Origin of the sequence: Nonomuraea sp. 3N208 (genome assembly GCF_052245935.1) — a bacterium.
Lineage (GTDB): Bacteria > Actinomycetota > Actinomycetes > Streptosporangiales > Streptosporangiaceae > Nonomuraea.
On the sequence record NZ_JBQQBR010000016.1, the window covers coordinates 75,141 to 91,267 of the forward strand.

12 protein-coding genes are annotated in these 16,127 nt (G+C 69.2%); 4 read left to right on the top strand and 8 right to left on the bottom strand.

The genetic code is table 11. From position 1 onward, the window contains the following. The first annotated feature begins 101 nt into the window (after positions 1-101). Positions 102-1,697 (top strand): cellulase family glycosylhydrolase, encoded by a 1,596-nt coding sequence (locus ACTWPT_RS24655; protein WP_443179800.1) that lies wholly within the window; start codon positions 102-104, stop codon positions 1,695-1,697. Between the two features lie 54 nt (positions 1,698-1,751). Here ACTWPT_RS24655 and ACTWPT_RS24660 read toward each other — a convergent pair whose 3' ends face one another. The 8 genes from ACTWPT_RS24660 to ACTWPT_RS24695 all read right to left on the bottom strand — a co-directional run bounded on the left by ACTWPT_RS24660 (position 1,752) and on the right by ACTWPT_RS24695 (position 13,349). Next, complete coding sequence (locus tag ACTWPT_RS24660) at positions 1,752-2,165, bottom strand: DNA-binding protein (protein ID WP_443179801.1); 414 nt, start codon at positions 2,163-2,165, stop codon at positions 1,752-1,754. Continuing rightward, positions 2,162-2,428 carry a CopG family transcriptional regulator gene (locus ACTWPT_RS24665; RefSeq protein WP_443179802.1) on the bottom strand — a complete coding sequence of 89 codons (267 nt, stop codon included), beginning with the start codon at positions 2,426-2,428 and terminating at the stop codon, positions 2,162-2,164. Before ACTWPT_RS24665 ends, ACTWPT_RS24660 begins: the two co-directional genes overlap by 4 nt. Before the next feature lie 37 nt (positions 2,429-2,465). Further along, complete coding sequence (locus tag ACTWPT_RS24670) at positions 2,466-4,523, bottom strand: sensor histidine kinase (RefSeq protein ID WP_443179803.1); 2,058 nt, start codon at positions 4,521-4,523, stop codon at positions 2,466-2,468. Positions 4,524-4,595: 72 nt separating this feature from the next. Next, the gene (locus tag ACTWPT_RS24675) at positions 4,596-8,507 is read right to left on the bottom strand and encodes a galactose-binding domain-containing protein (protein ID WP_443179804.1); all 3,912 of its coding nucleotides are present in this window, start codon (positions 8,505-8,507) and stop codon (positions 4,596-4,598) included. A 97-nt stretch (positions 8,508-8,604) separates the two neighbouring features. Further along, entirely contained in the window at positions 8,605-10,410 is a 1,806-nt protein-coding gene (locus ACTWPT_RS24680) for a glycoside hydrolase family 127 protein (RefSeq protein ID WP_443179805.1), read from the bottom strand. Next, on the bottom strand, positions 10,403-11,167 hold the full coding sequence (locus ACTWPT_RS24685) for a carbohydrate ABC transporter permease (protein ID WP_443179806.1): 765 nt from the start codon (positions 11,165-11,167) through the stop codon (positions 10,403-10,405). Before ACTWPT_RS24685 ends, ACTWPT_RS24680 begins: the two co-directional genes overlap by 8 nt. Continuing rightward, a complete protein-coding gene (locus tag ACTWPT_RS24690) occupies positions 11,164-12,078 on the bottom strand; it encodes a carbohydrate ABC transporter permease (protein WP_443179807.1) in 915 nt (304 codons plus the stop codon). Before ACTWPT_RS24690 ends, ACTWPT_RS24685 begins: the two co-directional genes overlap by 4 nt. Beyond that, the gene (locus ACTWPT_RS24695; protein ID WP_443179808.1) at positions 12,075-13,349 is read right to left on the bottom strand and encodes an ABC transporter substrate-binding protein; all 1,275 of its coding nucleotides are present in this window, start codon (positions 13,347-13,349) and stop codon (positions 12,075-12,077) included. The genes ACTWPT_RS24690 and ACTWPT_RS24695 overlap by 4 nt, the downstream gene beginning before the upstream one ends. Positions 13,350-13,460: 111 nt before the next feature. Between ACTWPT_RS24695 and ACTWPT_RS24700 the strand changes: the two genes are divergently transcribed. The 3 genes from ACTWPT_RS24700 to ACTWPT_RS24710 all read left to right on the top strand — a co-directional run bounded on the left by ACTWPT_RS24700 (position 13,461) and on the right by ACTWPT_RS24710 (position 15,981). Next, the gene (locus ACTWPT_RS24700; protein ID WP_443179809.1) at positions 13,461-14,474 is read left to right on the top strand and encodes a LacI family DNA-binding transcriptional regulator; all 1,014 of its coding nucleotides are present in this window, start codon (positions 13,461-13,463) and stop codon (positions 14,472-14,474) included. 135 nt (positions 14,475-14,609) lie between these two features. Further along, positions 14,610-14,879 carry a sulfurtransferase TusA family protein gene (locus ACTWPT_RS24705; protein ID WP_443179810.1) on the top strand — a complete coding sequence of 90 codons (270 nt, stop codon included), beginning with the start codon at positions 14,610-14,612 and terminating at the stop codon, positions 14,877-14,879. 67 nt (positions 14,880-14,946) lie between these two features. Then, a complete protein-coding gene (locus ACTWPT_RS24710; protein ID WP_443179811.1) occupies positions 14,947-15,981 on the top strand; it encodes a LacI family DNA-binding transcriptional regulator in 1,035 nt (344 codons plus the stop codon). Positions 15,982-16,127 lie beyond the last annotated feature (146 nt).

The following is a 16,127-nucleotide window of genomic DNA, read 5'->3' on the forward strand; positions in this document are numbered from 1 at the left end:
TCCAGGCATTCTTCGCGGTCGCCCGGCTGATTCCTGTACATCGCGGCGGATTGGGAAGAGCGTGTGCCGAACCGGTTAATCCCAACGGAAGGGCACCCGCTATGAGCAGACTCGCGGCGTTCCTCGCACTCCTCGTCTCGGTGCTGATCGTCCCGGCCGCTCCCGCGCACGCCGCGGTCGGGCTCCGGGTCAGCGGCGCCAGGATCGTGGAGGCCAACGGGAACGCGTTCATCATGCGCGGCGTCAGCCACGCGCACACCTGGTACACGAGCCAGACGAGCTCCTTCGCCAACATCAAGGCGCTGCGCGCCAACACGGTTCGCGTGGTGCTGAGCGGCGGCCGATGGCCGGCGAACGGGACCGCCGACGTGGCCAACGTCGTCTCGCTGTGTCGGCAGAACCGGTTAATATGCGTGCTCGAGAACCACGACACCACCGGGTACGGCGAGCAGAGCGGCGCGTACACGCTCGACCAGGCGGTCACCTACTGGAACAGCGTCAGGAGCGCGCTCACCGGCACCGAAGACTTCATCGTCATCAACATCGGCAACGAGCCCTACGGCAACAACAACGTCTCCGCCTGGACCAGCGCGACCACCAGCGCCATCAGCCGGATGCGCAGCCTGGGCTTCCAGCACCTGCTGATGGTGGACGCGCCCAACTGGGGCCAGGACTGGCAGTTCACGATGCGGGACAACGCCCAGGCCGTCTTCAACGCCGACGCGCAGCGCAACACGGTCTTCTCGGTCCACATGTACGGAGTCTTCGACACGGCCGCGGAGATCACCGCGTACCTCAACGCGTTCCAGACCGCCGGGCTGCCGCTGGTGATCGGGGAGTTCGGGCACAACCACTCCGACGGCAACCCCGACGAGGACACCATCATGGCCCAGGCCCAGCAGCGGGGCGTCGGCTACATCGGCTGGTCGTGGAGCGGCAACAGCGGGGGCGTCGAGTACCTCGACATGGTCACCAACTTCAACCCTGCCCAGCTGACCTCTTGGGGCCAGCGCATCTTCAACGGCGCCAACGGCATCGGGGCGACCTCGCGCGAGGCGACGTACTTCGGCGGCGGCAGCACCGACACCACCCCGCCGACGACACCCGGCACGCCGTCGGCCTCGAACGTGACCTCCAGCGGCGCCAACCTGACCTGGGCGGCCTCCACCGACTCGGGCGGCTCGGGCCTGGCAGGCTACAACGTCTACCGCGAGCAGGGCGCCACCGACACACTCCTTGGGCAGAGCACGACCAACTCGATCACGCTGACCGGGCTGAGTGCCTCGACCCAGTACCAGGTGTATGTGCGGGCTCGAGACGGCTCCAACAACCTGTCAGGCAACTCCCCCACCACGACCTTCACCACCACGTCGGGAGGCGGCGGACCGGGCAGCTGCACGGCCACGGGGACCGTGCAGAGCCAGTGGAGCACCGGCTACGTCGTTCAGGTCACCGTCACCAACACCGGCTCTGTGCCCATCAACGGCTGGACGGTCACGTTCCCGGTGCCCAATGGCCACACGATCATCGGAGGCTGGAACACCACGATGAGCATCAGCGGGCAGGCCGCCACGGCCCGCAGCGTGAGCTACAACGGCCCCCTCGCCCCGGGCGCCTCGGCGAACTTCGGCTTCCAGGCCACCCGCCCCAGCGGCGACAGCGCGACCCCAGGCCCCTACACCTGCACCCCGTCCTGACCCACAATCGTGTCCTCGCCGGGCCCGAGCCGGCCCGGCGAGGACATGCCGGTGTCAGATCTTGATGACGACGACGCGGTCGCCGCAGAGGGCGGCGAGGTCCTCGGGGTCGGACGTGAGGGCGGTAACGGGGCCGGGAGCGGCGAGGGCAGTGGCGCACAACATGGCGTCGATGGCGTGCTTGGGGCCGTGGAGCCCGGCGTCGGCGAGCAAGGCTGCAGCGCGACGGGCGATGAACTCGGTGACCGGCTCGACGATAATGCGGGACAGGGTCCATCCCAGGGCCGGGCGGCTGATGCGGGGGTGGACCACCTCAACGAGGGTGGCCGCGCTGGTGACCACGCGCACATCATCGGCTCGGGCCAGGGCGAGCCATTCGGTTACCTCGAGATCGCGGAGCACGGCCTTGGCCAGCCCTTCGCTGTCGAGGACCAGCGTGCCGGCCGGCATGGTGGTCGGGCGCGTCATACGGCGTCCGCCCCGCCGGCCTGCCGCTGCTGCACACGGGCACGCTGCAACTGATCGCGCCTGGCCTGGATCGCTTCCTCCGTGATGGGGCCGTGTTCGGCCTCCGCGACAGCGATGAGTTCGTTAAGGTTGTCGCGTTCGATCTGGCGGGCGACGGCGGCGGCGACGTAGGCGGACAGGCCGGAAGGGCCGCTGCGGGCGCGGGCGGCCTCGGCGACGTCACGGGGCATGGTGATCGAATATTTCCCGGTAGGCTCGCTCATGCTCTCTATGCTACCTCTAATGCTACCGGGGCGCCGGTCAGGTGAGCGCTTGGGAGGGTGCGGTCAGGAGGGGGAGCATGACCTCGACGCGGGTGCCCGCGCCGGGCTCGCCGGCGACCACGCAGATGCCGCCCAGCTCGGCCGCCCGCTCGCGCATCGACCCCAGGCCCACGCCCGCCCGGTACGACGCGGGCAGCCCCTTGCCGTCGTCGCTGATCAGCACCCGCAGCACCGCCTGCTCCCGCTGGATCACTATCCGAGCCAGCGACGCGTCGGCGTGCTTGCGGATGTTGGTCAGGGCCTCCTGGACGATCCGGTAGACCGCTACCTCGACGGCCGCGGGCAGGTCCCGCAGGTCGCCCTCGACGTCCACCTCGACCTCCGTGTCCGGCGACGACTGCCCGGCCAGGTCGCGGACGGCCCTGGCCAGGCCGAGGTCGTCGAGCGCGGGCGGGCGCAGGCCGTACACGAGCTCGCGGATGTCCCTGGTGACCGCGCTCATCCCGGTGTGCAGGTCCTTGAGCAGCTCGTCGGCCGCATCTGGGGATCTCTTCAGGCTGAGCCTGGCCATGTTGATGGTCATGGCCATGGCGGAGAGGGTCTGGCCGAGCCCGTCGTGCAGGTCGCGGCGCAGGCGGCGGCGTTCCTCCTCCCTCGTGGTGAGGATGCGCTCGCGGGAGCGTTGCAGGTCGGCGGCCATGCGGACGGCGTGGGCGACGTCGGCGGCGTACGGGGTGAGCGTGGCCAGCACCCGCTCGTTGTGCGCGGCAGGGAAGCGGCGCGGCCCAGGCGGTCCGACGAGAAGGCGGCCGACGCGCTCCCCGTGCCACACCAGGGGCACCTCGCGCGGGCTGTCGCCCACCCGGCCGCTCTCCACGTACCGGGGCTCGCCGTCGGCCACCTCGACGGCCACGCCCTCGACCGCCAGCCCGTCACGCAGCACGCTCACCACCGAGGTCAGCGCCTTGGCCGGGTCGCCGCGGCGCACGGCCTGGGTGAGGCGCTCGGCGAGCACGCCGGGGTCGCCGACGGCCCCGTACAGGAGCCGGTCCACGAGCCGCTGCAGCGCCCGCCGCAGCGGCTGGAAGAACGCCCCCGCGAACAGCGCGGCGGCGATCCCGGCCACCTGGCCGTAACCGGAGACCAGCACGCTCGACAGCGTGCTGGCGGCGAAGTAGACCGCGCTGACCACGGCCACCAGCCCGGCCGCCACGAAGGCGCGGCTGATCACCGTGTCGACGCCATAGAGCCGGTAACGCATCACCGAGAACGCGACCGCGACCGGGATGAGCGCCGCCCAGACGACCGCGGGCCACATCAGGTCCTGGTCGAACACGGTGGCGACCAGGAACACGATGTACCCGGAGAACGCCAGCAGCGGCCAGCCGATCTGCCGCCTGGTGACCGGGTCCGCGCGCCGCATCCGCAACGCCAGCGACAGCGCGGCCACCGCCATCGAGATGTAGATGCCGGTCCAGGCGATCACCGAGATCGTCTCCGCGTACGGGGCGACCGCCGGGATCTGCAAGGGATTGGGGATGACCACCGGGTACGGGTAAGCCTCAGGTGGCGGGGGCGGCCGGAACGTCGAGCGCGCGAAGTTGGCGGTGATGGAGGCGTAGCCCAGCACCAGGGCGACCCGCCAGCGCTTGGAAGGCAGGTGGCCGTCAGGGGAGTACAGCGGCAGCACCATCGCGAGCAGCACGCCGCACACCGCCCAGCCGATGTTTGTGGGAAGGCGCAGGTAGCCGGCGGTGAGCAGGTCGCCGGAGGAGGCGGCGCGGAACATCAGCGCGGCGGAGACGTCGCTGAGCCCGCCCCCGAAGCCGCCCACGCACATCAGCCACGCCATGTTCAACCGGGGGCGGTGGAAGAGCAGGAAGGCGCCGACCGCGGGGAACGTCAGCGCGGCGGCGGTCTGCGGCGACACGGTCCTGGACGGGATCCACGCGGCGGGCAGCCGGCTCCAGATGATCACCGCGGCGACGGCGAGGACGGGAGACGCCACCGCCATGACGACGGCAACGACCCGCGCCGCCTTCGCCCGGGCGGAGAGTTCGCGGAGCTCGCGGGCTTCGGCGAGTTCGGCCATCATGCTTGTCCGCCTCTCCGGTCCCGCGCGCTGTCCTGGCCCCGCGAATGTGGCAGGGCCAGGACAGAATAGGCGCTACTGGACCGTGACGGTGGCTTGAGCGGTGATGGTTGTGCCCTGAACCTGGCCGGTCACGGTGAACGTGCCCGGCTGGGCGTACCGGTCAGGGCTGATGGCCTCCCAGGTGACGGCGACGGAGCCGTCCTTCGACCCGTCGTTGTACGTCGCCACGACGGTCTTCGGCAACGACGGCGCCACCCCGGCCCGCGTCGTGACCGCTTCCTCCGCGATCGACGTGATGGTCACGGCCGCGGTGGTGCGGACGTACACCGTGGCCTGGACGGGCTGGCGGACGCCCTCGGCGAGCCCGGAGACGGTGAAGCTGGTCCCACCCGTCTTCACCTGGTCGGGCGTCACCTGCTGCCAGGTGACGGCGGCCGTGCTGCGGGCGCCGTCCGCGTACAGGGTCTCCACGGTGGCCGGCAGCTTGGGCAGCGTGTCGACCAGGGTGGGGACGTGCACGGGGCGCACGGAGTCCGGCGGGACCTCGTACACCTTGACCTCAAGCAACCCGACCGACGCCCCGCCGGCCTCGAGCTGGACGCGCAGCCTCGAGGTCGTGACGGTGTCGAAGGAGACGGTGTTGTAGGCGTCGGTCGCCTTCGGGTAGGAGGCGACGCCGGTGACGTCCTCGAAGGAGTCCCCGTCCCACTGCTGGATCTTCCACGAGGCGGGCAGGCGCACGCCGCCGCCGTCGTCGAAGAAGTACACGTCGGCCTTGTTCACCCGCACCGTCGACGGCCACTCGAGCTGCACCCACTGGGTGCCCTGCTGCGGCCAGGTGCCCCAGCGCGGGTTGGCGCCGTCGTTGGAGCGCGGCGGGTCTATGCCGTCGTTGATGGCGGTGACCCGCTCCCATGGCGAGGTGTAGGAGGCGGTGGGCGTGGCCTTGGGCGCCACGTTCACCTGCGCGGCCTGGGCCGTGGCGGTGACGGTCACGGTCGCGGAGCCGCTCTTCTCGCCGTCCGTGGCGGTGAGCTCCAGCCGGTACGTGCCCGGCTCGGAGAACGAGACGACCGTGCTCGTGCCCGTCGGGTCGGTGAAGAACGCCTCACCGGGCCCGTCCACCTTGGCCCACTGGGTGGTGAGCGTGCCCTTCGGCAGCGCGTCGTCCTTGGCCACCGCGTCGATCCTGGCCTGGCCGGGGCGGCTGAAGGCGGGATCCACCACGGCCGCCACGTACGGGGCCCGGTTGGTGACCGAGCCGGCGTCCGCGCCGGTCTGGTACGCCTGGATCTCCTTCAGTCCTGTGGCGTAGCCGGGCCGGTGGGTGACCAGGACGCGCAGCTTCTGCGCCATGACGGCCGGGAAGCGGACCTCGTTGAGGTTCGCCCGCGGGTAGACCGGCTTCCTGGCCTGCCCTGGCACGTCCTTCCAGGTGTCGCCGTCCTGGTACTGCACCGAGTAGAAGGCGGGCTCGCTGTACCCGGCCGCCTTGCGGTCGTTGTAGAAGTACAGCTTGACCTGGTCGACCTTCTGGGCCGAGCCGAGGTCGACCTCCAGCCAGTCCTGGGCCTTGCCGGAGCCCTTGCTGCCCCAGTACGGCTCGTTGATCGTGAACCCGTCCACCGCACCGGCCGGGTCGCCGTGGGAGGCGGTGGCGGACTTGACCAGGTTCGGGCGGGTGGAACGCAGGTCCACGCCGGCCTTCTGGAACAGGTCCTCGACCCGGTCGCCTTCGAGCTCGACCTGGGCGGGTGCCTTCATCGCGGCCGCCTTCTCCGCGTGCACCACAGTGCCCCCCTCGACCTGGCCGGTCTTCGGGTCCCACACCGCGTGCTCGAGTCCGGAGAGGGTGACCTTGCGCTTGCCGTCGATGAGGATGGAGTAGCCCTCGGGCACGCCGGCGTAGTGCGTGGTGCCGTCGCCCGGCTTGTCCCACACGATGGTGAGGTCGTTGCCCCGGTAGTTGATGCCGTTGACGGTGAAGTGGTCCCAGCCGATGTCCACCGGCCACAACTCGACCTTGCCGTCCGAGCGCGGGCGCAGGCCCATGACATCCTCGATGACGGTCCAGTTGCTGCTGCCCAGGATCGTGTGGTGGATCCAGGAGCGGTAGCCGATGGTCTTGGTGGTCTTGTTCCAGTCGGCCCAGAACTCGTTGGCGTCGGGGTAGCGGGTGTCCCCGCCGACGTACTGCGACCAGGCGTTCCAGTAGAGCAGCTGCTTGTACTGGTCGGCCGTGATGTATGGCGTCTGGTACTGCCGCATCGCCTTGGAGAAGAACGCGAAGTTCCGGGTTGAGTTGATCTGCGAGAAGTTGTTCGAGCCCGGGTTCCCGGCCGCGGCCGCTTCGGCCTTGTCCTTCTGGTTGGCGGTGTACGCCGGGAAGATCGGATATTCCGCAGGATCGGCCCACAACCGCAGCGCCTCCCGATATTTCGGGTCGTCGGTAGGCACCAGGCCCGTCGCGTACGGGATGTAGTTGTTGGACTCCTTCCACGGGATCAGGTTGCCCGTCTGGAGGTCGCGGTGCTTGAACAGCTTGTTCTGCTCGTCCCAGAGCAGGGTGAGGATGCCGTTCTTCACCTTGTCGGCCACCCCGCGCATCTCGGCGGCCTTGGTCTGGTCACCCGACAGCTCGTACGCCTGCGCCGCCGCCATCGCGTTGGCGTAGACGTAGGCTCCTTCGAGTCGCTCGTTCGCCCGGTCGTAGTAGTGGAACGACACCGCGTCGGCGTCGTTGCCGGTCATGGCCTCCCAGTCGTACTCGATGACGCCGTTCTTGTTGGAGTCGTAGGCGTTGAGCTGCCCGTAGACGTCCTTCTCGGCATAACGGGCCAGGTTACGGAGGATCTGCGGCTGCCCGCCGTGGATCTGGTAGCTCTCCAGCGCCGCCGCCGAGATGTACTGCGTGTAGCTGTTCGACCAGTTCTCGGGGTCGCCCGGGTTGTCGGTGTACTTGGAGTTACGCGACACCTCGCCCGCCGACACCCACGGCCCGTACGAGTAGATCGGGTTGCGCAGGTACTTCAGGTCCTGCACGAACATCGGCACGGTCAGCACGATCGCGTTGTTGTAGCCCAGCGCGCCCTCCACCGACGTCGGGAACTGGTAGTCGTTCCCGGGGATGTCGGCGTCGAGGAAGTTGAAGCGCATGAGCCACCAGCGGTAGTACACGAACTTCTTGATGTTCTCGTCGGGCACGTCGATGTAGGGGACGTTGTCCGCCCACCACGCGTTGTAGTCCTGCAGCTGCCGCCGCAGCGCCTGCTCCGGCGAGCGGCCCTTGTAGCCGTCGTACGCGGCCCGCGACCCGGCGAGTTCCTCGGTGACGAAGCCCATCTGCACCTTGGTCCGCACCGTCTTGCCCGGCTCGACCGTGACGGAGCCCTTGAGCGTGCCGTCCGCGACCTTCAGCCCATCACCGCTGATTCTGGGGAAGATCGTGGTCAGCTTGTTCTTCGCGAACACCGCGCCGGTCAGCTCCCGGTCGCCGTCGGCCGTCTTGGTGTACGGCGAGGTGACCGTGATCGGGACCGACTTGGCCGCCGACCCGGTGTTGGTGATCTCCAGCGTTGTCACGGCCACGTTCTCGTGCGTGATGAACTTCTTCACGCCGACCGACAGCCCGTCCCCGGCGTACTGCCCGCTCCAGTGGCTGGGCATCTGCAGCCGCTTGGGCACGTCCTCGCTCAGATCGGCCCCGAACGAGATCGTGTACGCGTCCCGGTTGTCGATGCTCTCCCAGTACGCGACGTACCCGCCGAACCCGATCTTCCTGGGGTCGTGCTCCTTCATGAACAGCGCCCGCCCGCGCGACATCAACCACGTGCCCGCCGGGTCGTCGCCCGGCCGGGCCAGCATGCGGTCGATCCAGTACGAGTCGCCGCCCTTCTCCTTCTTGTAGATCTCCTCCATCATCTTGCGCGGGTGGTACCCGACCGGCTCGTCAGGCACGGGGTCGGCACCCGTGAACACCGGCATCCCGAGATCATCCACGGCGCCCGCCGAGATAGGTAACGCGACAAGAGAGGCTGTGAGCGCTAACACGGCTAAGAAACGCATGCATCCTCCAGAGAGTTCAGATCGGCAGCCAGACACGCATGGTCGCGGGACCCCGGTTGCCCCACCGGTGGTAAGGGATGAGCCGCAGCCGCGCATCCGAGGAGTCCACGTGGCCGTTCTGCGCGGGCGCATACGGCCAGCCGTCGCTGTCGCCGAGCTCCGCCGCGCCGAGCGAGGCCTCGACTTCGAGCTCGACCACACCGTTCGCCGCGTTCTCCACGGGCGGCTGGACCCGCACCGCCAGGTCGGCGAGCGGCGGCTCGTCGCCCACCGACTCCGCGCAGTAAACGAGTGGGCCCCGCTCGACCGCCGCGCACCCCCGAAGCGCGTCGATCTTCGTGTTGGGGAACGTCCACCGCGGCGATATCGGCAGCTCAAGCCGGAGCTCGTCACCCGCGCGCCACGGCCCGTCGGCGACCGCGTAGCCCGGGGTCACCTCGCGGACCGTCCCTCTGTGCGCGAGCGTCGCGTCCGAGGCCCAGGCCGGGACGCGGAGCTTGATCCGCCCGTCACCGTCTTCCAGCACCCGGACCGTCACTGACCCGTCCCACGGATAGCCGGTCTCCACCCGTACCGCCAGGTCGCCGTGCCGGATCTCCGACGGCGAGTGGTGGTGGATCTGGATGCCGTCGTCCGTGGACGTCGCGAGGTAGGCGGGCAGGGAGGCCAGGGTGCGGGCGATGTTGTTCGGGCAGCAGGACACGTCGAACCAGGGCGAGCGCAACCCGCCTTCGGCAGCGTGGTTCACGCCTTCGAGCGGCACCGCGGGCACCCGCACCTGCAGCGGGTTGGCGTAGAAGAACGACCGGCCGTCCAGCGCGACCCCAGTGGCGAGCATGTTGTACAGGGTCCGCTCGGCCAGGTCGGCGTAGCGGGCGTCGCCGGTGGCCAGCAGCAGCCGGTGCGCCAGCATGATCGAGGCGATGCTCGCGCAGGTCTCGTTGTAGGCGCGGTCCGGGGGCAGCTCGTAGTCGTCGCCGAACGACTCATCGATGTGCCGCGACCCCATGCCGCCGGTCAGGTGCGTACGCCGGGCGATCGTGCGCTCCCACTGCGCCTCGACCGCCTTCAGCAGCTCCTGGTCACCGGTCTCGACGGCCACGTCCACCACGCCGGAGGCCAGGTAGAGCGCCCGCACGGCGTGCCCGCGGAACACCTGCGCCTGGCGGACCGGAATGTCGTCCTGGTAGTAGGCGCGGCCGAACGGGATGTCAGCGAGCGCCGGCAGGCCGCGCCGCTCGACGAAGCGGCGGGCCATCTCCAGGTAACGCTCGGTCCCGGTCACGCGGTAGAGCTCGACGAGGGCCATCTCGATCACGGGGTGCCCGCACGTCTCGGTGCCCTCCATGAAGCGACGGCAGACGTGGTCGGCGGCCCACACCGCCACCTGGGTCAGCCGGTCCTCACCGTGCATGCGCAGCCTGGCGACGCCCGCCTGGATGAGGTGGCCGTAGCAGTAGAGCTCGTGACCCCACTCGAAGTCGGTGTAGCGGCTGCCGGACCAGCGGGTGTTGATGTAGCCGTCGCCCTCCTGGGCCTGGGCCACGGTCTCGGCCAGCGCGGGCAGCGCGGGATGGTCGGCCCAGGACATGGCCTCCAGCAGCTTGTAGATCTCGGAGTCGCTGAACTCCCGGCCCCTGCGGGGGCGCTCGCCCCGGAAGTTGCCGATCCAGCCTTCGCGTTCTTCCCAATCCTGGCAGTGGGCGATGGTGACCTCGCGGTTGAGCGCCACCCGGTCGCCCCAGAAACCGGGCGAGAGGCGTACCGCGTCAAGGCCGAGAGGGGACAGGACGCCCGATGAGGGCAGGACGGGGTTAGCCACGCAGAGCTCCTGACATGAATCCGCGCACGTAATGGCGCTGCAACACGATGAAGAGGATGAGACAGGGGAAGGCCATGACCATGACGCCGGCCTGGAGCATGCCGTAGTCGACCGCGCCGAACGACTGCTGTGTCATGCTGACCACGGCCACCGGCAGGGTGAACGAGGCGCCGTCGTTGAGCAGGATGAGCGGGGCGAAGAAGTCGTTCCACGAGGCGAGGAACGCGAACAGGCCCACCGTGATCAGCGCCGGCCGCACGGCGTGCAGCAGGATCCTGGTGAAGGCGCGGAAGGTGCCGCACCCGTCCACCAGCGCCGCCTCCTCCAGCTCGCGCGGCAGCGCCTCGAACGCGTTGCGCATCATGAACAGCGCGAACGGCAGCTGGAACATCACGAACACCAGCGACAACCCCACCAGCGAGTTCTGCAGCCCGATGTAGCCGAGCAGCACGTAGAGCGGGATGAGGATCGTCGCGTACGGCACCATGAGGATCGCCAGCGTGGCGAGGAACAGCAGGTTCTTGCCAGGGAAGTCGAAGCGGGCGAAGCCGTAGCCGCCGAGCGCGGAGACGACCAGCGTGCCCGCCACCGTCATGCCGGAGACCAGCACGCTGTTGGTCGAGTACGTGCCCAGCCCCTCGCCGAAGCCGGCCATCTCCAGATAGTTGGACGGCTCCTCCAGCGAGGCGTAGCCGCTCCACACCAGCGGGAACAGGAACAGCACCGCCAGGGCGGACAGCGTGAGGTAACGGCTCATCGCAGCCTCCGCATCATCACCGTGTTGAGCCCGACGAGGGCCACGAGCAGCACGACCGACAGCGCCGCGGCGCCGCCGAGGTCGAAACGGAAGAACGCGTCTCGGTAGACGACCATGACCATGGACACCGTGCTGTTGTCCGGGCCGCCGTTGGTGAAGACGAAGAACTGGTCGAAGGCCAGCAGCGAGCCCGTGACGCTGAGGATGAGCATCAGCGCCAGCGTCGGGCGCAGCAGCGGCAGGGTGATCTTGGTGAAGACCTGCCAGCGGTTGGCGCCGTCGCTCCGTGCGGCCTCGTACACCTCGGTCGGGATGGCCTGCAGGCCGGTGAGCAGGATGAGCATGTTGAACCCGGCGAAGCGCCAGATCACCAGCGTGATCGTGGAGAACAGCGCCATGTTGGGCGTGCCGATCCACTTCACGGGCTCGTCGGTGATGCCCAGCGACTGGAGCATGGGGTCGATGGGGCCGAAGTCGTTGTTCAGCATGCCGTAGAACAGCAGCCCGGCCGCGGCGAAGCCGACCGCGCCGGGCAGGAAGAACGCCGTCCTGAAGAACCCGATGCCCGGCTTGCGGTCCTGCACCAGCAGGGCCAGGCCCAGCGCCACCGCGGACAGCAGGACTGTGGTGATGGCGGTGTACTTGAGGGTGAACAGGACGGCGTCGATGAAGAGCGGGTTGTCAGCGATCTTGAGGTAGTTGGCCGGGGCGTTGAACGTGGCCTGGCCGAGCAGGGGCCAGCGGTTGAGCGACATCCAGACGACCAGCACGAGGGGCGCGATGAAGAGCACGCCCACGATGACGGCCGTCGGCGCCGCGTACAGCCAGCCCTGGACCTTCCTGCTCCGCCACCGGGCGGACGGCGCGGAGTGTGCCGGCCGCCGCCCGGATCGCGTGATCGTCAAGGTCATTGTTGCAGCGACTTCGTGATCTCGGTGTTGAGCTGCGGGAGTTTCGACGTGTCACCGAACACGGCCTCGCGGGCGTAGCGCAGCCACGGGCCCTGCGGGTCGTTGAACGTCTGGCCGAACCGCAGCGCGAACGGGGTCTCGCCCTTGCCCACCAGCGAGTTGATCAGTACCACGCGCGGGTCCTCGGCGGAGTACTTGTTGCTGGCCAGGTCAGTGCGGGCGAGCACGTCCTTGTTCTTCGCCATGACCTCGACCTGGGCCTGGTCGGAGACCGTCCAGGACAGGAACTCCCAGGCGGCGTCGGCGTTCTTGCTGGTGGAGGAGATGCCGATGGAGTCGCCGCCGACGAATGTCGACTCGCCGCCGTCGGGGCCGGCGATCGGGGTCACGCCGATCTTCATGTCCTTCGGCATCTGGCCGAGCGTGGTCGAAGGCATCGGCATGACGCCGATCTCGCCCTTGGGGAAGAAGCCGGTCCAGGTCGGGCCCTGCTCCTCCTTGGTCGTCGGGCCGGAGACCTTCTTCTCGTACAGCTCGCGGTAGATCTTGAAGACATCGGTCATCGCGGGCTGGTCGTTGAGCGACTGCGTGCCCTCGGGGTTCATGACCTGGCCGCCGGCCGCCCAGACGGACGGCCAGAACGTGAAGACGTAGCAGCCGCCGCAGTTGCCGCCGAAGAACGTGCCGTGGACCTTGCCGTCCTTGCCCAGCTTCTCCTGGATGGTGGTGGCGTGCTGAGCGAACTCCTTCAGCGTCTTCGGGCCCTGCTCGGGGTCGAGCCCGGCCTTCTGGTACAGGTCCTTGTTCCAGAACCAGACCGACAGGTCGAGGGTGTGCGGCAGGGTGTACATCTTGCCGTCGAGCGTGCCCAGCTTCATGTGCGAGGGCGCGAGCCCCGCTTTGTACGGCAGGGCGTTTACCCTGTCCGTGACATCCATGAACAGGCCCTGGGAGGTGTAGTTCGGGACGAAGATGACGTCGGCCGCGAACACGTCGGGCAGCTGCTTGGCGCCGGCCGCGGCGGCGATGCGCGGCTGGTAGTTGTCCGTGGGGATGACGGTGAGCTTCACCTGGTTCTTGTGGGTCTTGTTGTACTCCTGGACCAGCCGCTCGCTCTGCGCCTGCGTGGCGGCGCGGGTCCACATCGTGATCGTCACGGGACTGTCCGCTGCTTGCGTGCTGCCCCCACCACCGCCGCCGCCGCTGCCGCAGGCCGCTGCTGTGAGCGCTAACACACCGAGGAGGGAGATCCCGGCCAGCCTTCGTCTCATGATGTGCTCCTGGACTTAAAGGTTTTCGGAAACGTAGAAGAAACCTGTCTCACTGTCAATGGGTGTTAGGGTTCTATGCAGTTCACAGGCGACCGAAAAGGGTTTCGAAGAATGGCGACTAGGCGGGCGACCATCAGTGATGTGGCCTCGCTGGCGGGGGTGTCGATCGCCACAGCGTCCAAGGCGCTCAACGGGCGCCAGGATGTGCGGGCGGCCACGCGCGAGCGTGTGCTGGCCGCCGCGGCGGAGCTCTCCTTCCAGCCGAACGCTCTGGCCAGGGGACTGCTGTCGGGCCAGACCCGCACGGTGGGGCTGCTGACCTCCGACAGCGTCGGCCGGTTCGGCATCCCGGTGCTGCTCGGCGCGGAGAACGCGTTCGGGGCCGGCGAGATGGCCGTGCTGCTGTGTGACGCGCGGGGCGACGCGATCAGGGAGCAGCACCATCTGCGGGCACTGCTGTCGCGCCGGGTGGACGGGCTGATCGTGGTGGGCGAGAGCACCAACCCGCGACCGTCGGTGAGCAAGGACCTGCCGGTGCCCGTCGTGTACGCGTACGGGCCCTCCGAGGACCCCGGCGACGTGTCGTTCGTGCCGGACGACGTGGGGGCCGCGGCCATGGCCGTCAAACACCTGCTGGCCATGGGACGTCGCAAGATCGCCCACATCACCGGGCCAACCCACTACAAGGCCGCGCGAGACCGCGAGGAAGGGCTGCGCCTGGCGCTCGCCGAGGCCGGTCTCCAGCAGGTCGGCCAGACGTTGTCGGGGCCGTGGTCGCAGCGGTGGGGGCGCCACGCGGCCGAGATGCTGCTCATGGCCGAGCCCGAGATCGACGCCGTCTTCTGCGGCAGCGACCAGGTCGCCGCCGGGTTCGTGGAGACGGCGCGGGAGCGGGGGCGGCGGGTGCCCGACGACATCGCGGTGGTCGGGTACGACAACTGGGAGGTCCTGTCCACCGAGACCCGGCCCGCGCTGACGACCGTGGACATGAACCTGGAGCTGCTCGGCAGGACAGCGGCGCAACACCTGTTCGCGGCCATTGACGGCAAGGCGACGCCCGGCGTGCACAAGATGCCCTGCCAGCTCGTCATCCGCGACTCCACGTCCCCGCCCGGCGTCTCCTGACCCTCGCCTTGAGCGCACGCAGGACCGCACATCCGGCGGGCCCCCAGGCGCCGGCCGCGCGGCGGGAGGGGTGCGGTGGCCGTGGTGCCCGCGCCCACGTGCGGGATGGCCGGCCTGAGGTGGTTTCCTAGGCGTATGCCTGATCTCGTTGTGGACGGCGGCGACAAGCTGTGCGTTCAGCTGCTCATCGAGCTGCGCGGCCACGTACGCCGGGCCGGTCCCGGCGCCGTGGTCCACCTGATCGCCACCGACCCGGCCGCGCCCGTGGACCTGCCGGCCTGGTGCCACCTGACCGGGCACACGTATCTCGGGCCGGTGGAGGCCGCCGAGCGGCCCACGTACGCGTTGCGCGTGGCAGGGGTCGCCCAGGAGACCGAGGACACAAGACCCTGGCACGTGGCTTAATCGGTTAATGCCTCCGATCCGGATTAGCCTACAGTATGAGTGGTTACCCGGTTCAGAGAGGAAGTCCGTGAAGCGACCGACGATCGCCGACATCGCCAGCCGGGCGGGCGTCTCCAAGGTGGCGGTGTCCTACGCGCTCAACGGCCAACCGGGGGTGTCGGAGGCGACGCGGGCCAGGATCATCGCCATCGCCGACGAGATCGGCTGGTTGCCCAACAGCGCCGCCCGGGCGCTCAACGGGGCCCGGGCCCACTGCGTCGGCCTCGCACTGTGCCGTCCTGCCAGGATCCTGGGCGTTGAGCCGTTCTTCATGGAGCTGATCAGCGGCATCGAGGGCGTGCTCGCCGACCGGTCGTACGCGCTGCTGCTCCAGGTCGTGACCACCCACCAGCAGGAGAGCGAGGTCTACCGGCGTTGGTGGGGCGAGAGCCGCATCGACGGCGTCTTCCTCGTCGACCTGCACTATTCGGACGCCCGCGTGACGGAGCTGGAGCGGCTCGGCATGCCGGTCGTCGTCATCGGCCATCCTTCCCAGTCCGGCTCGTTGTCGGCCATCTGGTCCGACGACGGCCAGGCCATCCGCGAGACCGTCGGCTATCTCGTGGCGCTCGGCCACCGCCGCATCGCGCGCGTGGCGGGGTTGCCGGATCTGGTCCACACCGCCGTACGCGACCAGGCGTTCGCCGACGCCTGCCAGGGCGCGGCGGAGCACGTCATCGTGCACACCGACTACACCGGCGAGGAAGGCGCCCGGGCCACCCGGCGGCTGCTCAGCTCGCCGGACCGGCCCACGGCGATCATCTACGACAACGACATCATGGCCGTGGCGGGCCTGTCCGTCGCTCAGGAGATGCGGGTGCAGGTGCCGGGCGAGCTCTCGATCGTGGCCTGGGACGACTCGCCGCTGGCCCAGGTCGTACGGCCGCCGCTGACGGCGCTCAGCCGCGACATCCCGGCCTACGGGGCGCACGCGGCCCAGCGGCTGCTGGCGTTGATCGCGGGCGAGAGCGTGCCGCCGTACGAGGACCAGGCGGCGGTGCTGAGCCCGCGCGGCAGCACGGGACCCGCGCCCGCCACGGCGAAGGCGCAAATCCCGCTATAAGCCGTTAATACGACAAATCGCGCATTCAGCCATAAATCGGCCCTCTGGTGCTACAGTGGCGACGCGCCGGCCCAGCATGGAATGCCCAGAAAGACCTGGCTGCGCTCAATCGCCCCCCTCTTCCAGGACCTCAGAAACACCGCGAT